This window comes from Streptomyces sp. S063 (genome assembly GCF_002832675.1).
Lineage (GTDB): Bacteria > Actinomycetota > Actinomycetes > Streptomycetales > Streptomycetaceae > Streptomyces > Streptomyces sindenensis.
Map to the genome: position 1 here is coordinate 2,699,555 of NZ_CP021707.1, position 23,861 is coordinate 2,723,415.

At 72.0% G+C, this 23,861-nt stretch carries 17 protein-coding genes; 9 read left to right on the plus strand and 8 right to left on the minus strand.

Annotated elements, in window-relative coordinates; translation table 11 throughout:
* Positions 1–61: 61 nt before the first annotated feature.
* Positions 62–490 carry a metallopeptidase family protein gene (locus CCZ36_RS12135; protein ID WP_075265990.1) on the plus strand — a complete coding sequence of 143 codons (429 nt, stop codon included), beginning with the start codon at positions 62–64 and terminating at the stop codon, positions 488–490.
* 40 nt (positions 491–530) lie between these two features.
* Here CCZ36_RS12135 and CCZ36_RS12140 read toward each other — a convergent pair whose 3' ends face one another.
* The 3 genes from CCZ36_RS12140 to CCZ36_RS12150 form a co-directional block, all read right to left on the minus strand.
* Complete coding sequence (locus CCZ36_RS12140; protein ID WP_128817636.1) at positions 531–2,069, minus strand: DUF5719 family protein; 1,539 nt, start codon at positions 2,067–2,069, stop codon at positions 531–533.
* Positions 2,066–5,947 carry a glycosyltransferase family 2 protein gene (locus CCZ36_RS12145; RefSeq protein WP_069740187.1) on the minus strand — a complete coding sequence of 1,294 codons (3,882 nt, stop codon included), beginning with the start codon at positions 5,945–5,947 and terminating at the stop codon, positions 2,066–2,068. The genes CCZ36_RS12140 and CCZ36_RS12145 overlap by 4 nt, the downstream gene beginning before the upstream one ends.
* A gap of 376 nt (positions 5,948–6,323) precedes the next feature.
* The gene (locus CCZ36_RS12150) at positions 6,324–6,587 is read right to left on the minus strand and encodes a WhiB family transcriptional regulator (protein ID WP_003968728.1); all 264 of its coding nucleotides are present in this window, start codon (positions 6,585–6,587) and stop codon (positions 6,324–6,326) included.
* Positions 6,588–7,255: 668 nt separating this feature from the next.
* Here CCZ36_RS12150 and CCZ36_RS12155 point away from each other — a divergent pair.
* From CCZ36_RS12155 to CCZ36_RS12165, 3 genes are all read left to right on the plus strand, one after another.
* Positions 7,256–7,756 (plus strand): cysteine dioxygenase, encoded by a 501-nt coding sequence (locus tag CCZ36_RS12155; RefSeq protein WP_069740186.1) that lies wholly within the window; start codon positions 7,256–7,258, stop codon positions 7,754–7,756.
* Between the two features lie 13 nt (positions 7,757–7,769).
* Positions 7,770–8,726: a 2-phospho-L-lactate transferase gene (gene cofD, locus CCZ36_RS12160; RefSeq protein WP_128817637.1), complete on the plus strand. Its 957-nt coding sequence runs from the start codon at positions 7,770–7,772 to the stop codon at positions 8,724–8,726.
* A gap of 104 nt (positions 8,727–8,830) precedes the next feature.
* Positions 8,831–10,102, plus strand: coding sequence for a coenzyme F420-0:L-glutamate ligase (locus CCZ36_RS12165; protein ID WP_234428103.1), 1,272 nt, complete (start codon positions 8,831–8,833; stop codon positions 10,100–10,102).
* A 161-nt stretch (positions 10,103–10,263) separates the two neighbouring features.
* On the opposite strand, the gene CCZ36_RS12170 is transcribed toward CCZ36_RS12165, so the two are convergent.
* The 3 genes from CCZ36_RS12170 to CCZ36_RS12180 all read right to left on the minus strand — a co-directional run bounded on the left by CCZ36_RS12170 (position 10,264) and on the right by CCZ36_RS12180 (position 13,995).
* Positions 10,264–11,247, minus strand: a complete 984-nt coding sequence (locus tag CCZ36_RS12170; protein WP_069740183.1) for a DNA-3-methyladenine glycosylase family protein — start codon at positions 11,245–11,247, stop codon at positions 10,264–10,266.
* 82 nt (positions 11,248–11,329) lie between these two features.
* Positions 11,330–12,421: a sugar phosphate nucleotidyltransferase gene (locus tag CCZ36_RS12175; protein WP_069740182.1), complete on the minus strand. Its 1,092-nt coding sequence runs from the start codon at positions 12,419–12,421 to the stop codon at positions 11,330–11,332.
* Between the two features lie 80 nt (positions 12,422–12,501).
* Complete coding sequence (locus CCZ36_RS12180) at positions 12,502–13,995, minus strand: N-acetylmuramoyl-L-alanine amidase (RefSeq protein ID WP_128817638.1); 1,494 nt, start codon at positions 13,993–13,995, stop codon at positions 12,502–12,504.
* Between the two features lie 137 nt (positions 13,996–14,132).
* Between CCZ36_RS12180 and CCZ36_RS12185 the strand changes: the two genes are divergently transcribed.
* From CCZ36_RS12185 to CCZ36_RS12200, 4 genes are all read left to right on the plus strand, one after another.
* A complete protein-coding gene (locus CCZ36_RS12185; RefSeq protein ID WP_069740180.1) occupies positions 14,133–14,885 on the plus strand; it encodes a TIGR03089 family protein in 753 nt (250 codons plus the stop codon).
* Positions 14,886–15,062: 177 nt separating this feature from the next.
* Complete coding sequence (locus CCZ36_RS12190) at positions 15,063–16,487, plus strand: LCP family protein (RefSeq protein WP_128817639.1); 1,425 nt, start codon at positions 15,063–15,065, stop codon at positions 16,485–16,487.
* Between the two features lie 224 nt (positions 16,488–16,711).
* A complete protein-coding gene (locus CCZ36_RS12195; protein WP_370738591.1) occupies positions 16,712–18,511 on the plus strand; it encodes an LCP family protein in 1,800 nt (599 codons plus the stop codon).
* 37 nt (positions 18,512–18,548) lie between these two features.
* Complete coding sequence (locus CCZ36_RS12200; RefSeq protein WP_206515724.1) at positions 18,549–20,288, plus strand: LCP family protein; 1,740 nt, start codon at positions 18,549–18,551, stop codon at positions 20,286–20,288.
* An 86-nt stretch (positions 20,289–20,374) separates the two neighbouring features.
* On the opposite strand, the gene CCZ36_RS12205 is transcribed toward CCZ36_RS12200, so the two are convergent.
* A complete protein-coding gene (locus tag CCZ36_RS12205) occupies positions 20,375–21,403 on the minus strand; it encodes a glycosyltransferase family 2 protein (RefSeq protein WP_069743157.1) in 1,029 nt (342 codons plus the stop codon).
* Positions 21,404–21,554: 151 nt separating this feature from the next.
* Between CCZ36_RS12205 and CCZ36_RS12210 the strand changes: the two genes are divergently transcribed.
* Positions 21,555–23,129: an LCP family protein gene (locus CCZ36_RS12210; protein ID WP_443069805.1), complete on the plus strand. Its 1,575-nt coding sequence runs from the start codon at positions 21,555–21,557 to the stop codon at positions 23,127–23,129.
* Between the two features lie 57 nt (positions 23,130–23,186).
* On the opposite strand, the gene CCZ36_RS12215 is transcribed toward CCZ36_RS12210, so the two are convergent.
* Positions 23,187–23,756 carry an acyl-CoA thioesterase gene (locus CCZ36_RS12215; protein WP_069737496.1) on the minus strand — a complete coding sequence of 190 codons (570 nt, stop codon included), beginning with the start codon at positions 23,754–23,756 and terminating at the stop codon, positions 23,187–23,189.
* Positions 23,757–23,861: the final 105 nt, after the last annotated feature.

The following is a 23,861-nucleotide window of genomic DNA, read 5'->3' on the forward strand; positions in this document are numbered from 1 at the left end:
CGGTCCGGCCGTGTCGTCCCGCCGATCGTCCCGGTCCCCGGAGCGTTACGCTGCGTCGGTGATGGACAGCTCCGTACCTCCCCACCCGTTCGAGCCGCGGCCCCGGCGCCGTGACCGTCATGGCCGCGGAATGCGCGGGCCGGTCGCACCGCCGCAGGTGCCGCTGTCGGCCAGCCGGGGCGAGACCTTTCGCGATCTGGTCCAGGACTCGGTGGAGCGGCTGGAGCGGCGCTGGCCCCAGCTGGCCGAGGTCGACTTCGTCGTCCTCGATGTGCCCGGTACGCCGGAGGAGGTCGTTCCGCTCGGTAGCGCGGTCTCCGCGGAGAAGGGGCGGCCCGCGCAGATCGTCGTCTACCGGCGGCCCGTCGAGATCCGCACCAAGAGCCGCGACGAGCGTGCCCTGCTCGTGCACGAGGTCGTCGTGGAGCAGGTCGCCGAGCTGCTGGGGCTGGCCCCCGAGTCGGTCGATCCCCGGTACGGGCAGGACTGACCTCCGGGGGCCCGCTGCGGCACCGCCGCCGGCCGCGCCCTCAGTCGTCCAGGACCGAGAGGTCCTGGCGCGCTGACGGGACCTCGACCATGCCCCTGTCGTCGGGGAGCGTCTGCACCGTGAACATCTGGATGCCGTCCGAGGCGATCGCCAGCGAGCGCGACGCGTGGACCGGGCCGCCCGAGGTCGTCTCGACGGTCAGGGCGTAGGAGCCCTTGAGGCCTTCCGGAGCCTTCGGGGTGACGGCGAGGGTGGTTCCGGCCTTGACCGTGTACGTCTCGACGGCCGGTTCGCCGCCGCCGCTGCCCGCCGACGCGGTGACCTTGACCTTGGCCGTGGCGCCCGGCGCGGTCAGGGACAGCGTCGAGCCCTTGGCCCGGTTGTCCGGAACGGTCGCCCGGGCGCCGACGGGCCCGGTGGCCGGGATGTAGGCGATCTCCTGCTGGTCGCCCTTGCCGCGGACCACGCGCAGCGCGGCCACGATCGGGGTGGCCCGGTCCTTCCGGACGGGGCTCAGTCGCAGGGAGCCCGGTTCGCCGCGGGTGAGGTCCTTGAGGTCGACGGAGGCCGTCATCGAGGACTTGATGTGCAGGGTGGCGTTCCCGGCCGGGGAGAACGTCGCGTTCTTCCCCATGAGCTGGACCTTCACGTCCGCGTCGTCCTCGCCGGGCGCGAACGCCACCAGCTGTACGGAGGTGGCGTCGGCCGGGATGCCCGGCATCACGAGCGTGCCGGAGGGGTCCTCGGACGCGGTGAGCCAGTCGCTGCCCGCGCTGTCGTCGGCGCTCATGACGACCGCCCCGATCCGCCCCGAACGGGTGGTGACGTGGGCGGTCAGCCGGTCGACGGCCTCGGAGGTGAGGGTGGACAGCAGGATGGCGACGCTGGAGCGGGCCGGCACGGTGATGCCGTCGCCGACGTCGGACTTGAGCGCGCCCTCGGGGCCGTACAGCTCGATGTCGGCCACGGCGCCGGTGTCGTCGGGGTTGGTGAGGTGGATGTAGTCCTGGCGGGACGTGGCGGTGCTCGCGCCCGGGAACCAGAAGTCCGTGTCGGGGGCGGTGCAGGTGACCCCGAGGAGTCCCCGGGAGCCGCCCGCGGTGACCTCGGTGGTCTGCTGGGCGGCCCAGCCGGGGGCCAGCTTGCCGGTGGCCGTGCCGACGAGGGCCGGGGCACTGGCTCCGTTCGCCTCCGCGACGACCGGCTTTCCGGGCTCCTTCAGGGCGAGGACCGGCTTCTCGGCCTTCTCCCTCGCCTTCTTCGCCGCTTCCTCGGCCTTCTTGGCCTTCTTCGGGTCGGTCTCGTCCTCGTCGTCCACGATCGGCAGCGCCGGCTTCAGCTCGGCCGTGCCCTTGGCTTCGCCGCCCTCGCCCGCCGGGGTGAACGCGGTGTACTGCGTCTCGGCGAGGTCGGAGTTGCTGGGCGCCGGGCAGACCAGACCGGCCCGCTCCACCGGCAGCAGAGCGGCGGGCTTCGCGGCGGATTTCGCCGGGGCGCCGGGCGCGGTGACCGTGGCGAATCCGGTGACGGCGGCCAGGACTGCGGCGCCCGCGATCAGGGACAGATGGGTGGACTTCACTCGGACTCGCCTCGCGATGCGTTACCGGTCTGCCACGGGGCCTGCCCCGGGGCCGGGGGGTCGGTCTGTTCGCCGTTCTCGGTGTACGGGTGCTGCTGGTGCTGCCCGCCGATGTACCGGCCGTACTCGTCGTACGCGCCCTGGTTGTCGTACGTGCCCTGGTTGTCGTACGCGGCGCTCTGGCCGTTGTACGCGCCCTGGTCGCCGTACGTGCCCTGGTCGCCGTACTGCTGTGCGTACGGGTCCTGTACTCCGTAGCCGCCCTCGTAGCCCGCGTTCTGCCGGCCCTGCTCCTGCTGCTGCTGGGCGTACGGGTCCGGCTGCTGGTACGTCGTGTAGTAGTCGGCGGTCGGCTGCTGCTGTTGCCCGTCCCACTGCGCGTACTCGTCGTACTGCTGCGGAGCCGCCTGCTGCTGCGGGACCGCCGCATAGCCGCCGGTGGCCTCCTGCGAGTCGTGCGGGGCCCGCGGGTCGTGCGCCGGGGGGTTCTCGGCGTACGGGTCGGCGGACTGCTGCGCCGGAATGTACTCCCCCGGGTCCGCCGCCCGCGACGGGTCGCCGTTCCCGGCCTCCTCGGCGGCTGCCGCCTCGGCCTGGGCGGCCTCGGCCTGGGCCGCGGCGCGCAGCCTGCGGGCGCGGCGGCCCTCGCCGTCGACCGGCTCGGCGGCGACGGCGAGCGCCTCGTCGGGCAGGTCGTCGTCGATCTCCCGGCGGCGGCCCGGCAGGGCCATGACCACCAGGACCACCAGCAGCCCGATCTGGGCCCAGACCCACGCGGTGTGGGTGATCGGGGCGTCGTGGGTGAGGTCCAGGCGGCCGCCGTTCGCGGGCAGTTCGAAGCCCTGGGCCCAGCCGTCGACGGTCTTGCGGGTCAGCGGCTTGCCGTCCAGCGTGGCCGTCCACCCCGGGTCGGCGGCATCCGCGATCCGCAGCACGCGGCCCGCCTCGCCGGACGGGATCTCCGCGTGGGCCTCGACGGCGGCCGAGCCGACCGCGACGTGCTCGCCCTCGCCGGAGGCCGGGGTGATCATGACCCGGGCCACCTGGCGGTCGACGCGCCACAGCGCGCTGCCGTCGAGCTGGCTGAGGCGGCTGAGGCCCGGGGTCGAGTCGAGGACCCGGCTCATCTCGCGCGGTGCCCCGTCCCGGACGAGGACGTAGCGGATCGCGAAGCCGCTGAGCTGGCCGCCCTGGTCGGCGCCGGAGCCGGCGACGAGGTTGGCGACGACCTTGTCGAGGTGGCTGTTGCTGCCGCCCGCCTCGGTCAGTTCGCCGTCGCCGAGCCGGGCCCCCGAGCCGCGGACCAGGCTGTAGGAGACGGTGTCGGGGGAGGTGCCGCCCAGAATGAGCGTGCGGGGCTGGTCGCGGGTGGTGCTCTCCTCCGCGACGAAGGCGGGCACCTGGACGGGGTCGCGGCGCTCCAGCGGACCGTCCGCACCGCCGATCATCCAGCCGGCCGCGGCCAGGACCGGGGCCAGTCCGGCGGCCAGCGCGATCAGCGCCGCCACGGGCTGGCGCCAGCCGAAGCTCTGCTCGGCGACCCGGATGCGGGCCCCGTCCGCGCCCACCAGGGCGGCGGCGATCAGGGCGGTGCCGTAGACGAGGGTGGCGGGTCCGGCCCACGTGGACCCGTTGGCGACGGCGGCGAGGAGGAGGCCGACGAGCGCGACGGCCCACGCGGTGCGGACGGCGAACTGGCGCTCCTCGCGCAGCAGGGCGGCGAGCGCGGCCAGCACGATGCCGAGCAGCAGGATGCCGCCCGCCGCGCCGGGGCCGCCGGGGCTGATGCCGAGCAGGTCGAGGCCCGACGCCGATCCCGTACCGAGGTCGAGGCCCGCCTCGGTCAGGAGCGCGGACGGGTCCGTCAGGAGGCTCAGCGACCAGGGGGCGAGGACCAGGACCGGGGTGGCGACGGCGGCGACGAAGCGGAGCGCGTACGCCGTGATGTCGCCGCGCCGCAGCACGAGCACGCCGAGGCCGAGGACCACGGCGAGCGGCCAGACGATCGGGGTGAACGCCATGGTGACGGTCAGCAGCAGCGTATACGCCCAGGTGGCACGCCAGCTGCCGCGCTCCCCCGCCGCGCTGTCGGCGCGCAGCCCGTGGGCGGCGACGCCCGCGCGGGCGATCAGCGGGAGGAGGACGAGGAGGACGGCGGTGCCCAGGCGGCCGGTGGCCAGGGCGCCGGTCGCGGCGGGCAGGAAGGCGTACGCGACGCTCGCCCAGGCCCGGAGCAGCCGGGAGGGGAGCAGCGGGCGGGAGGCGAAGTAGGCGGTGGCCCCGGCCAGCGGGATCGAGCAGACCAGCAGCACGCTGACGGCGAGTCCGGTCGAGCCGAGGAACAGGGCCGACAGGGCGGCGAGCAGGGCGAGGTAGGGGGGCGCGGTCTGGGTGCCGCCGGTGCCGACCGTGTGCCAGGCGTCCGCGTACCGTCCCCAGAGCGATCCGAGTTCGGCGGGGACGGGCAGCAGTGCGCCGCCCGCGAGTGCGCCGCCGCTGAGCAGGTTGCGGCAGGCGATGAGCGAGACGACGAGGAGCAGGGCGAAGAGGACGGGGCCCGGCTTGCGGCCGACGCGCTTGAGGCGGGCGAACTGGTCGACTTCGAGGAAGTCGGCGTCGTCGCCGCCGGGGCCGGATTCGACGGCTCCGTGGCGGGAGCCGCCCGAGTCGGAGTCCGCACGGCCGCCGAAGTTGCCCGCGACCTGGTCGACGGTGGCCCGGACGGTCGCGCCGGGCGGCGGGAACAGGGCGCGCAGCTCGGCCGCGTCGACGACGCCCTTTCCGCGGTTGCGGCGGGCGGTGAGGATGCGGCCGGGGCGCAGCAGGGTGCCGAGCAGTCCGGTGACCTCGTCGAGGGCCTGGCCCGGCACCTTGCCGACGAGGTAGGCGAGGGTACGCAGGAGGGTGCCGACGACGAGCCGGAGCAGGACCCACGGCAGGGCCTTGCCGCGGGCGTTGACGAGCATCGTGTAGACCGCGCCCGCCTTGTCGACGCGGTGCGGGCTGGAGACGGAGCGGCCGGCGCAGTCGATGGGGCGGCGTTCGCGGGCGGAGGCCTCGGCGTGCCGCAGGACGGCGTCCGGGGCGACGAGGACCCGGTGGCCGGCCAGGTGGGCGCGCCAGCAGAGGTCGACGTCGTCGCGCATCAGGGGGAGGCTGCGGTCGAAGCCGCCGAGCTCCTCGTAGACGTCGCGGCGGATGAGCATGCCGGCGGAGGAGACGGACAGGACGGTTCGGACCTGGTCGTGCTGGCCCTGGTCCTGCTCGCGGCGGTCCAGGCCGGTCCAGCGGCGTCCGCTGTTGGCGATGGAGACGCCGACTTCGAGGAGCTGCTTGCGGTCGTACCAGCCGCGCAGCTTGGGGCCGACGATCGTGGCGTGCTTGTCCGTGTCGACGACGCGCAGCATCTCGGCGAGCGCGTCCGGCTCGGGTGCGCAGTCGTCGTGCAGCAGCCAGAGCCACTGGACCGGTTCTCCGTGGGGCAGCTCGGGGAGGTCGTAGTTCTCGTCGACCCAGGTGCGGGTCTCCGGGTCCCAGCCGCTGGGGCGCTTGAGGTACGGCAGGTCGTCCGGGGTGAGGATCCCGGCCGTGCGGGCCGCCTCGTCGACGGCCGTGCCGAAGCTCGTACGGCGTGCCAGGTGCAGGACGCGTTCGTCGCCGAGCGCCTCGGTGACCAGGCGGGCCGAGTCGTCGGCGCTGCCGGTGTCGGCGGCGATGACGTTCTGTACGGGGCGTTCCTGCCCGAGCAGCCCGGCCAGCACGTCGGGCAGCCAGCGGGCGCCGTCGTGGGAGACGAGCACGGCGGTGACGACGTGCCGGGGGAACTCTGGGGCGGCGGCGGCCGCGTTCGGCGCCGCCGAGTGGCTGTGCACGGACATCGAGGTACGGGCCCTCCGGCCGGGTCCGGGGGCGTCCCCGGGGGCTGCATCGGTGTACACGCGCGCCCCGGCGGGGCGTTGGCGCGTCTCGGACGGGGCCCCACACTAACGGTACGGACAGGCGGCGGAGGTCGGAGCCGGTGAAGGGAGCGGGCCCGGACCTGCCGACGGCCCGTCCACCGGCCCCGGGGGGCGGTGGACGGGCCGTCGGGGATGAGTCGGCGGGAAACGGTCCTCTCTGCGCGGCCGTCCGGAACTACGGGGTGTCCCATGCCTCGTACCTGATGTCTCGCGCCGATGAGACCGGTGCCCGGCGTCTCGCGTCGATGGGAGTGCCGCTCGGCCGGTCCGGCGGATGCCGGCGGGCGGCCTCGTGTCAGATCGCGGCCTTCTTCAGGCGTCGTCGCTCCCGCTCGGAGAGCCCGCCCCAGATGCCGAAGCGTTCGTCGTTGGAGAGGGCGTACTCAAGGCATTCCGAGCGCACCTCACAGGCCAGGCAGACCTTCTTGGCCTCGCGGGTGGATCCGCCCTTCTCGGGGAAGAAGGACTCGGGATCGGTCTGGGCGCACAGTGCGCGCTCCTGCCAGCCGAGTTCCTCGTCCGCGTCCTCGACCAGCAGTTGCTGGAACAGCTCGGTCATGTGCGCCCCTCGTCTGTCTCTTGCGTCCCGTGATGCAGCCTTTTGCGGCTGAACGACACGAGTGAAATTACAAATCTGTAGCTCTGGGACAGTCAAGCGAGGATCTGCTATTGGCCCAGGGATTCACTCTGCGGAACCAAGCGTATGCGGTAAGTGTTCAAATCAGCAAAAATCTGACATATGCCACGGCCCCACGGCCTCACGCCCTCTCTCGACGAAGACGAACGAGGCCCGTCCCGTGTTGCGATTCGATCACCGAAGCGACCAAGATCACAGTTGGGTCACGGAGCGTCAGCCGTGTTTGAGAGCACGGATGATGCGCCACGTGTCCCCGCTCCCAGCTGCATAAACCTTTCTCCGGATCCGGCAACCGGAAGGGGTGAACCATTGCCCCCATATCGGGCATCGGGTTGACAGCGGAAGGCCGAGCCGGTCTCCTTGACCTCATGCCAGCGACCGCAGCCCTGCACGTCACCCACATCCGTGGGTTCCGTAGTGCTGTCCAGGCCCGCTGTTGCTGTTCCAGCTGTCACAGCTGTTGATGCCGTAGCGCTCCAGCTCTGATCCAGCCTCTCCGGTCGAGCGTTTCCTTCGTTCTCCGCGCTCCTCCCTGCATTCATCGTGACTCCCCGCACGCGCACTCACCCTGCCGAGGAACCACCGCAGCAATGAACAGTGACAGCGACCTTCAGATCGCCGGCGACATCCTTGAGGTCCAGCACCTCCTCCGGCCCGCCCGCGAGCACCCCTCCACCGTCTCCGAATTCGTCGGCCTCGCGCGCTCCATCGCGGCCGACCGCGCACGGTGGGCGGACATCGTCCAGTACGACTCGGCCTCCCGCTGGTACCACCGTCTGCACCAGGGCCCCGGTTACGAGGTGTGGCTGCTCAGCTGGGTGCCCGGACAGGGCAGCGGGCGGCACGACCACGGTCTCTCCGCCGGCGTACTCACCGTGCTGGAAGGCGAGTTGACCGAGCACACCGGGCGCGGGACGCGGTCCCTCGGCGCGGGTGCGCAGCGGTCCTTCGCCCCCGGGTACGTCCACGAAGTGGTCAACGATTCGCTCGAACCGGCCGTGAGTCTGCACATCTACTACCCGGGCCTGACCGAGATGCCGATGCACCCGGGCCAAAGCGCCCCGACGGCCGTGGACGCCGTACCCGCCTGACAGACTGCTGTGCATGCGCATTGTTGTTCTGGCCGGTGGCATCGGCGGTGCCCGCTTCCTTCGCGGCCTCAAGCAGGCCGCGCCCGACGCGGACATCACGGTGATCGGCAACACGGGTGATGACATCCATCTGTTCGGGCTGAAGGTCTGTCCCGACCTCGACACCGTGATGTACACCCTCGGCGGTGGCATCAACGAGGAGCAGGGCTGGGGGCGTACCGACGAGACCTTCCGGGTCAAGGAGGAGCTCGCGGCGTACGGCGTGGGCCCCGAGTGGTTCGGTCTCGGCGACCGTGACTTCGCGACCCACATCGTCCGTACGCAGATGCTGGGCGCCGGCTACCCCCTGAGCGCGGTCACCGAGGCGCTCTGCGCCCGCTGGCAGCCGGGCGTGCGGCTGCTGCCCATGTCGGACGACCGCGTCGAGACACATGTCGCCGTCGAGATGGACGGCGAGAGCAAGGCGATCCACTTCCAGGAGTACTGGGTGAAGCTGCGCGCCTCCGTCGAGGCGCGGGCGATCGTGCCGGTCGGGGCGGAGCAGGCCAAGCCGGCTCCGGGGGTGCTGGAGGCCATCGGCGCCGCCGACGTCATCGTCTTCCCGCCGTCGAACCCGGTGGTGTCCGTCGGCACGATCCTCGCCGTGCCCGGGATCCGGGAGGCCATCGCCGAGGCGGGCGTGCCGGTCGTCGGCCTCTCCCCGATCGTCGGGGACGCGCCCGTGCGCGGGATGGCGGACAAGGTGCTCGCCGCGGTGGGCGTCGAGTCGACGGCCTCGGCCGTGGCCCAGCACTACGGGTCGGGGCTGCTGGACGGATGGCTGGTGGACTCGGTGGACGCCGGTGCGGTCGCCGAGGTGGAGGCGGCGGGGATCCGCTGCCGGGCGGTGCCGCTGATGATGACGGACGTGGACGCGACCGCGGAGATGGCCCGGCAGGCGTTGGCGCTGGCCGAGGAGGTGCGGGCGTGAGTGCGGCCCCTGGGGCCGGGGGCGGGGTCCCGGTCGAGGCCGGTGAGTGCGTGGGCGGTTCGCCCGCGGCCGTGCCTTCTTTTCGTGTGTGGGCCGTGGGTGGGATGCCCGAGGTTCGGGACGGTGACGATCTCGCCAAGCTGATCGCCGCCGCCGAGCCGGGGCTGGTCGACGGGGACGTCCTGCTCGTCACCTCGAAGATCGTCTCCAAGGCGGAGGGCCGGATCGTCGAGGCCGTGGACCGTGAGGCCGCCATCGACGCCGAGACCGTGCGGGTCGTCGCGCGGCGCGGGACCCTGCGGATCGTGGAGAACCGGCAGGGGCTGGTCATGGCGGCCGCCGGGGTCGACGCGTCCAACACGCCCGCCGGGACCGTGCTCCTGCTGCCCGAGGACCCCGACGCGTCCGCCCGGACCATCCGGGACGGGCTGCGGGACATCCTCGGCGTGCGGGTCGGCGTCCTCGTCACGGACACCTTCGGGCGGCCCTGGCGCAACGGGCTGACCGATGTCGCGATCGGTGCGGCCGGGGTGCGGGTCCTGGACGATCTGCGGGGCGGGACGGACGCGTACGGCAATCCGCTCAGCGCCACCGTCGTGGCCACGGCGGACGAGCTGGCCTCGGCCGGGGACCTGGTCAAGGGCAAGGCGGAGGGGCTGCCGGTGGCCGTGGTCCGGGGGCTGTCGCACGTGGTCGCCCCCGATGACGTGGACACCGAGCCCGGCGCCCGGGCGTTGGTGCGCGGTGCTGCCGATGACATGTTCCGGCTCGGGACGTCCGAGGCGGTGCGCGAAGCGGTGACGCTGCGGCGTACGGTGCGCGAGTTCAGCGACGAGCCGGTGGATCCGGGGGCGGTGCGGCGCGCCGTGGCGGCTGCCGTCACCGCGCCCGCGCCTCATCACACGACGCCGTGGCGGTTCGTGCTGCTGGAGTCCGCCGAGTCGCGGACCCGGTTGCTCGACGCGATGCGGGAGGCGTGGATCGAGGATCTGCGACGCGACGGGAAGAGCGAGGAGTCGATCGCGAAGCGGGTGCGGCGCGGGGATGTGCTGCGCAACGCGCCGTATCTGGTGGTGCCCTGCCTGGTGATGGACGGCTCCCATACGTACGGGGACGAGCGGCGGGACACCGCGGAGCGCGAGATGTTCGTGGTCGCGGCGGGGGCCGGGGTGCAGAACTTCCTGGTGGCGTTGGCGGGTGAGCGGTTGGGGTCGGCGTGGGTGTCCTCGACGATGTTCTGCCGGGATGTGGTGCGGGAGGTGCTGGCGCTGCCGGCGTCGTGGGATCCGCTGGGGGCGGTGGCTGTGGGGCATGGGGTGGGGGTGCCTCGGGAGCGGGCTGTTCGGGAGGCGGAGGAGTTTCTCACCGTGCGGTGACGTGGGGGCGCCGGCGGGTGGTGCGGGCTTGGGGGGAAGGGGCGTGGGGGCCGCTGCGCGGGGCTTGTCCCCCCGCCCCTTCTCGAAACCGGGGCTCGGCCCCGGGCCCCGCTCCTCAACCGCCGAAGGGGCTGAGAAGGGCCGGAGAGGCTGGGGAACTGCTACAGGTTCACGATGTTGCCCGGCTGCATCCTCGGGGCCCTGCGCGCCGGGGTGCGGCCCGAGAGCAGGATCAGGCGCGTCGCTCGGTGGCGTTGGCCCTCGTAGGGCATCAGCAGCCTCAGCATCTCCTCGTCGTCCGCGTCGCGGTGGTCCGCCAGGGCGTGGCCCACGATGCCGGGGAGGTGCAGGTCGCCGACCGTGACCGCGTCGGGGGCGCCGTTCGAGCGCTGGAGGGTTTCCGCCGAGGTCCAGGGGCCGATGCCCGGGATCAGCTGGAGGCGGGCCTGTGCCTCGGGCAGCGGCATCGTCGCCGCCTCCTCCAGGCGGCGGGCCACCCGTACCGCGCGCAGGATCGTCGACGAGCGCTTGGCGTCCACGTTCGCCTTGTGCCACTCCCAGGACGGGATCATCGCCCAGCCGCGCGGGTCCGGCATGACGTGCAGGCCCAGGTCGGCGGTGGGGCCCGGGGCCGGGGTGCCGAAGCGGCGGACCAGGTGGCGCCAGGACCGGTACGCCTCGTCCGTGGTGACCTTCTGCTCCAGGACCGAGGGGATCAGCGACTCCAGCACCAGGCCCGTGCGCAGCAGGCGCAGGCCCGGGCGGCGGTGGCGGGTCAGGGCCAGCAGGCGGTGGCGCGGGACGAACGCCTCCGGGTCGTCCTCCGCGCCCAGCAGCGTCGGCAGGCCTTCCAGCAACCACTCCGCGCCGGGACCCCACGCCGCGGCCGCGATCCGGTCGCCGCGCGCCGCGATCCTCAGGGTGCCGGGGCCCGCGGGTGTACGGGTCGCCCGCCAGAACGTGCCGTCCCCCACCATCCGGAACGTCGGGTCCGCCGGACCCCGGCGCAGCGGGCCCAGCACCAGGCGGAGGTCCAGGGGGGTCGGTGGGGTCCACTCCCGGGTGCGGGGAGCGGCTGCCCCGGACGCGGCGGCCTGCTGCGGGAGCGCCGCTCGCGCGGTGCGGGGGGCGAATCGTCCTGCCACGAAGCCTGGTGTCCCTGGATGCTCGTCGGTGCGGGAGGGCTGCTGCTCATCCCGCCGCTCTTCGAGGGTACGGGCAGGAGGGCTACTGGTCCGAGGAGAAGCGGACCGAGGCGTCCGGCAGCGTCGACCCGCACCAGATCCTGATCCCGTCGCGCAGTTCGTTGTCCGCGCCCACCCGGGCCCCGTCGCCGATCACCGCGCCCGTCAGGACCGTACGGCTGCCGATCCGCGCGCCCGCCCCGACCAGGGAGTCCGTGACGATGGCGTTCGGCTCGACGATCGCGTTCTCCAGGACCGTGGAGCCGTCCACCCTGGCGCCGGCGCCGATCACCGCGCCGGCGCCGACCACCGTACCGCCGGTGAGCTTGGCGTCCGGGGCCACGGAGGCGGTCGGCAGGACCAGGCGGTCGCCGCAGCGGCCGGGGACCGCCGGGGACGGGGCGCGGCCGAGGACGAGGTCGGCGGAGCCCCGGACGAAGGCGGCCGGGGTGCCGAGGTCCAGCCAGTACGTGGAGTCGACCATGCCCTGGAGGTGGGCGCCGGAGGCGAGCAGTCCGGGGAAGGTCTCACGTTCGACGGAGACCGGGCGGCCGGACGGGATCGTGTCGATGACCGAGCGCCGGAAGATGTACGCCCCGGCGTTGATCTGGTCGGTGACGATCTCCTCGGGCGTCTGCGGCTTCTCCAGGAACGCGGTGACCCGGCCCGTCTCGTCCGTCGGTACGAGACCGAAGGCGCGCGGGTCCTCCACCCGGGTCAGGTGCAGGGAGACATCCGCCCCGGAGACGGTGTGGGAGGTGACCAGGGCCCGGATGTCGAGCCCGGTCAGGATGTCGCCGTTGAAGATCAGGACCGGTTCGTCCGGTCCCGAGGACAGCTTCGGCGCGACGTTGCGGATGGCTCCGCCGGTGCCGAGCGGCTCCTGCTCGGTGACGTACTCGATGTGCAGACCGAGCGAGGAGCCGTCGCCGAAGTACGGCTCGAAGACCTCGGCCAGGTAGGACGTGGCGAGCACGATGTGCTCCACCCCGGCCGCCCTGGCCCGCGCCAGCTGGTGGGTGAGGAAGGGGACCCCCGCCGCCGGGACCATCGGCTTCGGGGTGTGCACCGTGAGCGGGCGCAGCCGGGTGCCCTTGCCCCCGACCAGGAGAATCGCTTCTTTTGCCTCTGTCACAGCACCGTCTCTGCTTCCTGCTGGGGCTTGGCCTGGTTTGTGACTGGTCAGTTAAGCAGACCGGTCGTGCCCCGTTCCGGTCAGCGGCCCTGCAGTTTGGCGGAGCTGGTCCGGGCCGTGCCGAGCTTCTTGTAGAGACGCGCTCCGGGGCATTCGGTTGCGAACCCGTCCCGATGGCCCGAGATCACTTTCATTTTGACCTTTGTGCCCGCCTTGTACTTGTTGCTTCCGCCGGAGGTGAGGGTCACCTTGCCCTTGGGGTTGGCGCCGAACAGGCCCAGTTTCCAGGCGGTGAGCTTGGCGACGGCGCCCACGGCGGCGGCGGGCGGGTTGGTGGAGGAGTAGGAGCCCAGGACCGCGATGCCCATGGTGTTGGTGTTGAAGCCCAGGGTGTGCGCTCCGAGGACCGCCTTGGTGACACCGCCGGCCCGGCCCTCGTAGATGTTTCCGCACTTGTCGACGGCGAAGTTGTAGCCGAAGTCCCGCCAGCCGCTGCTCTTGACGTGGTAGCGGTAGATGCTGCGGAGCACCGCGGGCGCCTGCTTGCAGGTGTAGTTGTTCCCGGTCGCGCTGTGGTGCACGAAGGCCGCCTTGACGGTCCTCGTGTACGCGAACTGGCGCTCGCGGAGCCTCTCGTCCGCGCCCCAGCCCTTACGGGTGATGATCCTCGGCCGGGGTCCGATGTACGGCTTCGCCCCGGCCGCGACGTTCACCGCCTCCTCCGTTTCCCCCTTGGTCAGGGCGGGGATGACGGACGCGCCGAGCGGTACCAGCTCCGCGTTGACGGCCGAGGCCGCCTCGGACTCGGCGGTGAGCACTTCCGGCACGACCACCGGGGTCGTGGTGGGCGGGGACGGGTTGACGGCGAACGCCGCCGTGGTGGCGGTCCGGCCGGCCGGGGCGGCCCGGGCCGGCTCGGGGGCCGATTCCGCGGCGGACCCGGGGGCGGGGTCCGGGCCGGGGTCGACGAGTTCGAGGCGCAGCCCTTCGGGGAGCGGAGCGGCCGCGGACCGGTTCTGCGGATCGGCCGCCTCCGGCAGCACGCGCACCTCCACGCCGTCCGAGTCGCCGACCCAGAGAGGGGCGGTCGCTCCGCGCACGGCGCCGGACGAGCGCTCGTCGCCGCCGAGGTCGGCGGCGTGTTCGGCGTTGTGGGTCTCGATGTCCTGCCAGCCCGACCAGTCCGCGGAGCCGGTCGCCCGGGTACGGACCTGGACCGTGCCGTGGAGTTCGGCGTCGGCGTCGTCCCAGACCACGCCGACCAGCGAGAACGGGCGGGCCGTCCGGCGTTCCAGCCCCTGCCCGGCCGTCGCCGGACCCATGGACCGGTCGGACGGTGCGGCGAAGGGCTCCAGGGGCAGGGACTGCGTCGAGCCCGCGGTCTCGGCTGCCGCACGGGACGCGGCGACGGGCCGCGCCGAGGGCGGGCCGGCCCCCGGTGACTCGGGGGCCGAGGAAGGCGGGCGGGTCGAGGCGGAGGGCACGGCGGGGGCGGACAGGGCGGGGGCGGCGAGCGGCAGAGTGAGGGCCGCCGCGCAGGTGACGCCGACTGAGGTGACCAATAGTGCACGCATACGAACGATCCTGAACATAGAGTGATGACTCCGGCTACCCGGACATCGGACCCCTCATGACGCGCCGTCTGCCGAACCGGTGTACGTGACACCCGTTCAGCCCGCCCCGCACGGCGTCCCCGCGTACGCTTGCGCGGATGAACTCCAGCGACCGCACCCTCGCCGACCTGCTGCGTTCCGCCCTCTCCGCGGACCCGGCCCGCCCCCTGGTCACGTTCTACGACGACGCCACCGGAGAACGCGTCGAACTGTCGGTGGCCACCTTCGCCAATTGGGTGGCCAAGACCGCCAATCTGCTCCAGGGCGACCTCTCCGCGGAGCCCGGCGACCGGCTCGCCCTGCTGCTGCCCGCGCACTGGCAGTCCGCGGTCTGGCTGCTCGCCTGTTCCTCCGTCGGTGTCGTCGCCGATGTCCAGGGCGACCCGGCCGCCGCCGACCTCGTCGTGACCGGCCCGGACACCCTGGAGCGGGCGCGGGCCTGCCGGGGTGAGCGCGTCGCCCTGGCCCTGCGTCCGCTGGGCGGCCGGTTCCCGCAGGCGCCCGAGGGGTTCGCGGACTACGCGGTGGAGGTGCCGAGCCAGGGCGACCGCTTCGCGCCCTTCGCCCCGGTGGACGCCGACGCCCCCGCGCTGGCCGTGGGCGGGGTCGAGCTGACGGGTGCGCAGCTCGTCGCCCGGGCCCGCGAGGACGCCGGCGCCCTCGGCCTCGTACCGGGGTCCCGGCTGCTCACCGGGCGTACGTACGACACCTGGGAAGGGTTGAGCGCCGGGCTCTTCGCGCCTCTGGCGGCGGGCGGGTCCGTGGTGCTGTGCCGTCACCTCGGGCAGCTCGACGCGGACGGGCTGGTCAAGCGGGTCGAGAGCGAGCGGGTCACCAACACCGCGGTATGACAAGCGCGCTGAGGTCCACTCGTCCGGCCCACAGCGGGCCGAGTCCTCGGCGAACGGCAGCGGAGCGGGTAGATGATCGGGCGGTACAGACCACTCTCCTGGCCGTGCACAACCAAGCGCGAGTTTCAGCCGTCTACTCCTGCGACCGGCGGCCCCTCGCGCCGCCGAACGCGAAGGATGGACGCAGACGTGACCGACAGTGCTGGCCCGCCGTCCGACCCGGACCGCCCGGACGAGGACAAACCGCAGGACATGTCACGGGACAGTTCACAGGACAGGTCACGGGAAGAGTCCGGGCGGGCCGAGGCCGGGTCCGGGTCCGGTGAGGCCGGTGCAGCCGCCGGGGCCGACGAGGCCGGGACCGGCGAGACCGGTGCCACCGCCGGGTCCGGAGCCGCGCCCGGCCAGGGCGAAGCCGACGGCGTGCAGACCTGGGCCGATCAGCCCAAGGACGGCTCCCTCGCCGCCCGTAAGAGCCACTGGCTGCGCTGGACCGCGCTCGTCGCCTCGTTCCTCGTGCTGATCGCCGCCGGGGTCGGCTGGTGGATGTACAAGAAGCTCGACGGGAACATCACCACCGACACGAGCGCCGCCGCCGAACTCAAGGCGTACGAGAAGGAGCGGCCGACCCCCGTCGTCATGGACGCCCAGAACATCCTGCTCATCGGCTCCGACAGCCGGGCCGGGGACAATCGCGAGTACGGGCGGGACGACGGCGGCAGCCAGCGCTCCGACACCACGATCCTGCTGCACCTCGCGGCGGACCGGAAGAGCGCGACGGCCGTGTCGATCCCCCGTGACCTGATGGTGGAGATCCCCAGCTGCCGCACCGCGGACGACAAGAAGACGCGGGAGCGGTTCACCCAGTTCAACTCGGCCTTCGAGCTCGGTGGCACCGCCTGCACGATCCGGACCGTGGAGCGGATGACCGGCATCCGCGTCGATCACCACATGGTCGTCGACTTCAACGGCTTCAAGGACATGGTCGACGCCGTCGACGGGGTCGAGATCTGCCTCAAGGAGCCGATCAACGACAAGGACGCGCACCTGGAGCTCCCGGCCGGCCGGCAGACGTTGAACGGTGAGGACGCCCTCGGATACGTACGGGCGCGGAAGTCCCTCGGCAACGGCAGCGACACCGAACGCATGGAGCGGCAGCAGCAGTTCCTCGGCGCCCTCGTCAACAAGATGCAGAGCAACGGCGTCCTCCTCAACCCGACGCGGCTCTACCCGGTGCTGGACGCGGCCACCAAGTCGCTGACCACCGACCCGGGGCTGGACTCGCTGCGCGATCTGTACGACCTGGTGCGCGGGATGCGCGACGTACCGACCGAGCAGGTGCAGTTCCTGACCGTGCCCCGGCAGCCGTACCGTAACGACCCCAACCGGGATGAACTCGTCGAACCGGACGCGGGCGACCTCTTCCAGCAGCTCCGCGAGGACAAGCCCGTCGCCGTGGTCCCGGCCGATGAACTCGAAGAGGCGGAACGGGACCAGGAAAGCGGACGGGACGGCAAGCCGGACGACGCCGGGTCCGAAAGCCCGATCCCGACACCCACCTACTCGGGTTCGAGCGCGGCGGACGACCTGTGCAAGCAGTAAAGCAATTGCCAAGACACAGAACATAATCGACGCGGAATGGGAAGTATGCCCGGTTGTAAGGGGGGTGGAATGTGTCACGCACGTCGCTCGACCTGGAATCGGCCGGATAGTGTGACGCGATCCGGTGCTTCCGGCCGTCAGGTCGTGCACTGCTGGAGCGAAGGAACGAGCGCCTTGCCGGGGGAGGGCGCCTCGCGTGGCACCGACGGAGGACGCAGGCAACCGTGGACGCGCAGAGTCGTGGACGGGCGGACGATATCGACCCCGCCGACCAGTGGGTACTCAACCCGCACACCGGTAATTACGAATTGCGACTGGATCACTCCGCTGGGGAGTCGAGCAGTTCCGCGGGCACGGTGAGCAGTTCCACGCGTACGGCGACGGCAGAGGGAACCGGCCGCCGCGGGGAGTCCCGGGCCGGTTCGTCCCGGGAGGGTTCGGGGCGCCGCGCGGCCGGTTCGCGCGGGGGCGCCACGGACACGTCGCGCCGCGAGGTGCCGGGCCAGCGCAGCCGCCGCAGCTCCCAGGGGGGCCGTGGCGCCGCCGAGCCCCCCACGACCGGCCGCCGGAAGCGCAAGCCCCAGAAGTCGCGCAAGAAGAAGGCTCTGCTGTGGACGGGCGGCGTGATGGCGTTCGTCGTGGTGGGCACCTCGGTCGGCGCGTACGTCCTGTACCAGCAGCTCAACGGGAACATCGACTCCATCGACGTGGGTAACGCCGGCAGCAAGAACGTCGTCACCGACGGCCCGATGAACATCCTGGTCATCGGCACCGACAAGCGCACCGGCAAGGGCAACGAGGGCTACGGCGACAAGGGCAGCGAGGGCCACGCCGACACGAACATCCTGTTCCACGTCTCCGAGGACCGGACCAACGCGACGGCGATGAGCATCCCGCGCGACCTGGTGACCGATATCCCCGAGTGCGAGACGAAGCAGTCGGACGGCACCTCCACCACCATCCCCGGCACCCCGAACCAACGCTTCAACACCAGCCTCGGCCAGAACGGCCGCGATCCGGGCTGCACCATGAAGACGGTCGAGAACATCACCGGCCTCAAGCCGGACCACTTCATGATGGTCGACTTCAACGCGGTCAAGGAGCTGACCACCGCCGTCGGCGGCGTCCAGGTCTGTATGTCGAAGCCGGTCGACGACCCGAAGTCGCATCTGAAGCTGCCCCAGGGCCGGTCCAAGGTGCAGGGCGAGAAGGCGCTGGCCCTGCTGCGTACGCGCGACAGCTTCGGCAACCGGAGCGACCTCGACCGGATCAAGGTGCAGCAGCAGTTCCTCGGCTCGATGATCCGCCAGATGAAGTCGAGCGACACCCTGACCAACCCGAAGAAGCTGTACAAGCTGGCCGACGCCGCCACCAACGCGCTGACCGTCGACTCGGCCATCGCGGACGCGAAGAAGCTGATGACGCTCGCCCAGGAGATCTCCAAGGTCGACACCAAGCACATCACCTTCCTCACGATGCCGGTGATAGACAACCCGGCCGAGCCGAAGCCCGTCACCGTGGTCGTGGACCCGGTCAAGGGCGAGCAGCTCTTCGCGATGATGCGCTCCGACACCTCGCTGACCGAGGTGAAGCAGAAGCAGAAGGACGCCAAGAGCAAGCAGGCGGCCCTGCTCAAGGGCCCGAAGGCCGACCCCGCCGACGTACGGGTGGACGTACTCAACGGCGGCGAGATCGCCGGTGCGGCCGGTGCGACCGTCACCTGGCTCCAGAACGAGCAGGGGGTGCTGAAGTCCACCAACAAGGCCAACGCACCGGAGAAGATCAAGAAGACGACGCTGGAGTACGCGCCCAACCAGGCCGATCAGGCCCGGGCGCTCGCCGAGATGATGGGGCTCCCCGCGACCGCCATGAAGAAGGGCACCGCCGACGCCGAGGGGCTTGAGGCGATGGTGCTCACGCTGGGGGCGGACTTCAAGGGCGCGGGCCAGCTCATCACCGGACCGGCGAAGGCTCCGGAAGGCGTCGAGCAGGCGAGCGCCGACAAGGCGGTATGCGCCAAGTGACACCGGGGCACCGCGCCGCGGCGGAAATCTGAACAGCATGGGGGGTCCGGTGGGACGGAGCAGCACGTCCGGGGAGAAGACGCGATCACGCGTCCGCCGCGCCGATCGGCTCGGCGTGGGCGAAGGCCGGAGCGGCACCGGGGGCGACGGCCGGGACGCGGAGGCCGACGACGGGCACGGCAGCGGTGACGCGCCCGCGAGCGGCAGGAGCGGTGAGCGCGGCCGGCGGACCGAGGGCCGCCGGCGCGGCACCGCGAACGGCGCCCGGGGGCGCAGCAGCCGCCGCGCGCCCAAGAGCGGCAAGCGGCGCGTCCTGCGGTGGGGCGCCTCCGTGCTCGCGGTGCTCATACTCGGCACCGGCGGTGCCGGTTACCTCTACTACGAGTACCTCAACGGCAACATCAAGAAGGAGGATCTGACCCTCGGCGACAAGCAGATGGCCGATCACAAGGCCAACGCCGCCGGGCAGACCCCCCTCAACATCCTGCTCATCGGTTCCGACGCCCGGGACTCCGAGGCCAACCAGAAGCTGGGCGGTGCGAAGGAGACCTTCGGCGCGACACCGCTCGCCGATGTGCAGATGCTGCTCCACCTCTCCGCGGACCGCAGCAATCTGTCCGTCATCAGCATGCCGCGCGACACCATGCTGAAGATGCCCAAGTGCACCGCCCCGGACGGCAAGGTCTACCCGGCCAGCACCAGGGACGTGCAGACCAACGAGAGCCTGGGGCGCGGCGGTCCGGGGTGCACGGTGGCCACCTGGTACGAGCTGACCGGCATCCGGATCGACCACTTCATGATGATCGACTTCGCGGGTGTGGTGTCCATGGCCGACGCCATCGGCGGCGTCCCGGTCTGCGTCGACGCCAACATCCACTCGCGCAGCGCCGACGGCAAGGGCTCCGGGCTGAAGCTGGAGAAGGGCACCACGTACATCAAGGGCGAGCAGGCCCTCCAGTGGCTGCGCACCCGCTACGGCTTCGAGGACAACACCGACCTGGGGCGGGCCAAGGCCCAGCACCAGTACATGAACTCGATGGTGCGTCAGCTGCGCAAGGGCACCAAGCTCACCGACCCGGCGAAGCTGATGAACCTCGCGGAGGCGGCCACGGAGGCGCTGACGGTCGACAAGGGCCTGGACACGGTCAAGAAGCTCTACGACCTGGCCGAGGAGTTCAAGAAGGTCCCGACGAAGCGCATCACGATGTCGACCATGCCGAACGTGTACGGCACCGGCGTCAACAGCGGCCGGGTGTACCCGAAGGCGGGCGACGCCGAGCAGCTGTTCCGGATGGTGCGGGACGACGTGCCGCTGGACGGCAAGGCCTCCAAGCGGAAGAAGCCGGAGGAGCCCAAGGACCCGTCCGCGCCGGTGGGCGAGATCGCCGTCTCCGTACGGAACGGGACCGCGACCGACGCCCTCGGACCGGCTTCGGGGCGTGCGGGCGAGGTGGCGGACCAGCTGAAGAACGCGGGCTTCGGGCGGGCCAGCGTCGACTCGGCCAACGTGACCGGGGCGGCACGGACCGGGATCCTGTATCCGAGCGCGGATCTGGAGGGCGACGCGCAGGCGGTCGCCAAGGCGCTCGGGGTTCCGCTCTCGCAGGTGAAGCGGTCCACCGATGTGTCGGGCATCTCGCTGGCGGTGGGCGCGGACTGGCGCGAGGACGGGACCTATCCGGTGTCCAAGGGCACGGAGAAGACCCCGGAGTCGGCAGGCGCCCTCAACGGCGAGGAAGAGGCCTGCATGAAGGTCAACCCGAACTACACCTGGTGACGCCGTAGCGGCACGCGCACGACGCGACGAAGGGCCCCGACGCCGGGGCGATTCCAGGGGCCCTTCGTACGCGAGCCGTCGTCGGCTCAGACGGTCTCGCTGTTGTCGGTCATCGCCGGGCGGCGGCTCGCGATGACCCGCTTCGCCAGGGACCGGGGGCTGGTGAGGAAGCCGAAGCCCCAGCACATGTGCATGGTCGCCAGGGCCACCGGGATCTGGGCGCGGGCCTTCAGCGAGAGCCCCTTGCCCGCGGGCAGCGACCCGGCGACGATCGCGGCGACGTAACCGCCGGGGACGACCAGCGCCCACGGGGTGACGGTCGCGCCGAGCACCAGGCCCGCCGCGATGGCGACGACGGCGGTCGGCGGGGCCAGGTAGCGCAGGTTGATCGAGCCGGCGTGGTAGCGGGCGACGACGTGGCGCCAGCGTCCGTAGTCCTTGTACTGCTTGGCGAGCGCCTTCACGGTGGGGCGCGGGCGGTACTGGACCTTCAGCTCGGGCGAGAACCAGATCAGCCCGCCGGCCTCGCGGATGCGGAAGTTCAGCTCCCAGTCCTGGGCCCGGATGAACTCGACGTTGTAGCCGTCCGCCCGCTCCAGGGCCTCCCTGCGGAAGACGCCCAGGTAGACGGTCTCGGCGGGGCCCGCCTGGCCGCCGGTGTGGAAGGCCGCGTTGCCGACGCCGATCTTCGAGGTCATCGCGGCGGCGACGGCGTCCTCCCAGGCGTTCTCGCCCTCGGCGTGCATGATGCCGCCGACGTTCTGCGCGCCGGTCTCCTCCAGGAGGCGGACGGCGGTCGCGATGTAGTTCGGCGAGAGCATGCCGTGCCCGTCGACCCGGACGACGACGGGGTGGCGGGAGGCCTTGATCGCCGCGTTGAGGGCGGCGGGGGTGCGGCCGGTGGGGTTGGGCACGGTGTGGACGCGGGGGTCCTCGGCGACCAGCTCGGCGGCGATCTCGTCCGTCCGGTCGGCGGAGGGGCCGAGCGCGATCACGACCTCCATCTCACCGGGGTACTCCTGCTCCAGGATGTGCCGGACCGAGTTCCTGAGATGGCGTTCCTCGTTGAGCACCGGCATGATCACGGAGACGGCGGGGTACTGCGCGGCAGACATGTGGTCCTCGGGGGGTCCTCGGGGGCGCCGGGGGGTTTCGTACCCCAGGAGGCGGCTCGGTTTTCGGCCGCCACGTTACCGCGAACGGGGGACACCGGTGCGCGCCGCCGGGTCGTGGGCGGGGGCGGTGGTCGTATGGGCCTACCGTGCGATGGTCCCCTTGCACCGCAGAGGTGTCTCCCTTGCGCCCCGGAGGTGTCTCCCCGTGCCCGTACCGCAACGACCGCCGCACCCCCGCGCCACTCCCCCGCGACGCCGCCCGCGGCAGGGGGCCCGGCCGCCGCAGGGCACCCGGCCGGTCCGGTCCCGGAAGCAGGACGAGCGGCCGCGCTGGGGCATGCGGGTGGCCACCGGTCTCTCGGTGCTGGTGCTGGGGGCGGGTGGGATCGGTCACGCCGTGGTGAGCAGCCTGGAGGGCGGGATCGGCCGGGTCGATCCGTTCCGGGACATGAAGAACCGCCCCGAGGGGGGTCACGGCACGAATCTGCTGCTGGTCGGCACGGACGGCCGGGACACGATCACCAAGACGGAGAAGCAGAAGTACAAGCTCGGTGGCGCGCCCTGCCACTGCACGGACACGATCATGCTGGTCCATCTGTCGGCCGACCGGCAGCGGGCGAGCGTGGTCAGCCTGCCCCGGGACAGCTACGCCGAGATGCCCGCCCACACCGACCGCACCACGGGCAAGCACCACGCCGGCCACCCGGTGAAGCTGAACGCCGCGTATGCGGAGGGCGGGCCCGCGCTGACCGTGCGGACCGTCGAGAACATGACCAAGGTCAAGATCGACCACTATGTGGAAGTCGACTTCACCAGCTTCATGAGGACGGTCGACGCGGTGGGCGGGGTGAAGATCTGCACGGCGCGGCCGATGAAGGACTCGTACACCGGTCTGGACCTGCCTGCCGGCACGCACGAGCTGGACGGCGGCCAGGCGCTCCAGTACGTCCGCTCGCGCCATGTGGACGTGGCCGCCGACCTGGGCCGGATGGAGCGCCAGCAGAAGTTCATGGCGGCGCTGATCAAGCAGGCGACGAGCAGTGGGGTGCTGCTGAACCCGGTGAAGTTCCAGCAGGTCTCCGGCTCGGTGCTCAAGTCGGTCCGGGCCGACAAGGGCTTCGGTACGGAGCAGATGCTGGCGCTGGGCAAGGCGATGAAGGACTTCGGGCCGGCCTCGTCGGAGTTCGCGTCCGTGCCCATCGGCAACCCGAGCTTCCCGGTCAAGGGCATCGGATCGACGGTGCAGTGGGACGCGAAGAAGGCGGACAAGCTGTTCCAGGCCCTGCGCGAGGACAAGCCGCTGGCCCCGGCGAAGCCGGAGCCGAAGCCCGCGGCGGGCCCGCAGCAGCCGCCCGCGAAGCTGGTCGACGTGGCGCCGAAGGACGTGCGGGTGCAGGTCTACAACGGCACCCCGAAGGACGGTCTGGGCCGGGCCGTGGACGAGGCGCTGCGCGCGACCGGGTTCACCACGACCGAGGCCCCGCTCAACGGGGAGGTGCGGGAGCTGAAGCGGACGCTCGTGGAGTACGACCCGCGCTGGGACCGGTCGGCGAAGTCCCTGGCCACGGCGCTGCCCGGGAGCGAGCTGAAGGCGGTGAAGGACCAGGGCCCGCAGATGAGGGTGACGGTGGGCTCGGACTTCACGAAGGTGCAGCGGGTGAAGGCGGAGACCCGACAGACGGGCGAGTTCGGCACGGTGAGGGGCGACGAGGTGGTGTGCCCGTAGGGACCCGGGAGTCCACGCGGGCCGTGGCCGTCCGCGGCGTGACCGTACGGACCGGGCTCAGTCGTCGAATCCCTCGGCGGCGCGCTTCTCGCGCAGTTCCTTGATCGCGCGGCGGCGGGCGAGCCGGTGGGTGCGCCGGATCTGCGCCTCCTGGTAGCGCCGGTTGTCGCGCTCGGTCTCGGGGATCACCGGCGGTACGCGGCGCGGCTTGCCGTCCCCGTCGACGGCGGCGAAGACCAGATAGGCGCTGCCGACCTGCTGGGCGGGGGTGGACTCGTTCCAGCGTTCGGCCATCACCCGGACGCCGACCTCCATGGAGGACCGGCCGGTCCAGTTGACCTGGGCCTTCACATGGACGAGGTCGCCGACGCGGACCGGCTCCAGGAAGACCATCTCGTCCATCGACGCGGTCACGGCGGGCCCGCCGGAGTGCCGGCCGGCCACCGCGCCCGCGGCGTCGTCGACCAGCTTCATGATCACGCCACCGTGCACCGTGCCGAGGAGGTTGGTGTCGCTGCCGGTCATGATGTGGCTGAGGGTGGTCCGGGACGCTGCGGTCGGCTTGCCCGGAATGTCACCCTCAGCACGGTTGGCCGGATCTGTTACGCCAGTGGCCTGATCTGTCATACCGTCCACCTTATGCGGGGTCCGCGATCCCGCAGAATGCATCAGGTTCGCAACAGCCCTGGTGCGATTTCCCTTACACCCTGTAAGAGCCGTGGGCCGGGACGG

Bases quoted from the DNA above. Each gene is read 5' to 3' on its own strand.
- CCZ36_RS12205 (WP_069743157.1), bottom strand. From the start codon at position 21,403: ATGTCTGCCGCGCAGTACCCCGCCGTCTCCGTGATCATGCCGGTGCTC.
- CCZ36_RS12185 (WP_069740180.1), top strand. From the start codon at position 14,133: ATGAACTCCAGCGACCGCACCCTCGCCGACCTGCTGCGTTCCGCCCTC.
- CCZ36_RS12150 (WP_003968728.1), bottom strand. From the start codon at position 6,587: ATGACCGAGCTGTTCCAGCAACTGCTGGTCGAGGACGCGGACGAGGAA.
- CCZ36_RS12180 (WP_128817638.1), bottom strand. From the start codon at position 13,995: ATGCGTGCACTATTGGTCACCTCAGTCGGCGTCACCTGCGCGGCGGCC.
- CCZ36_RS12210 (WP_443069805.1), top strand. From the start codon at position 21,555: ATGGTCCCCTTGCACCGCAGAGGTGTCTCCCTTGCGCCCCGGAGGTGT.
- CCZ36_RS12165 (WP_234428103.1), top strand. From the start codon at position 8,831: ATGCCCGAGGTTCGGGACGGTGACGATCTCGCCAAGCTGATCGCCGCC.
- CCZ36_RS12200 (WP_206515724.1), top strand. From the start codon at position 18,549: ATGGGGGGTCCGGTGGGACGGAGCAGCACGTCCGGGGAGAAGACGCGA.
- cofD (WP_128817637.1), top strand. From the start codon at position 7,770: ATGCGCATTGTTGTTCTGGCCGGTGGCATCGGCGGTGCCCGCTTCCTT.
- CCZ36_RS12215 (WP_069737496.1), bottom strand. From the start codon at position 23,756: ATGACAGATCAGGCCACTGGCGTAACAGATCCGGCCAACCGTGCTGAG.
- CCZ36_RS12190 (WP_128817639.1), top strand. From the start codon at position 15,063: ATGGACGCAGACGTGACCGACAGTGCTGGCCCGCCGTCCGACCCGGAC.
- CCZ36_RS12155 (WP_069740186.1), top strand. From the start codon at position 7,256: ATGAACAGTGACAGCGACCTTCAGATCGCCGGCGACATCCTTGAGGTC.
- CCZ36_RS12135 (WP_075265990.1), top strand. From the start codon at position 62: ATGGACAGCTCCGTACCTCCCCACCCGTTCGAGCCGCGGCCCCGGCGC.
- CCZ36_RS12145 (WP_069740187.1), bottom strand. From the start codon at position 5,947: ATGTCCGTGCACAGCCACTCGGCGGCGCCGAACGCGGCCGCCGCCGCC.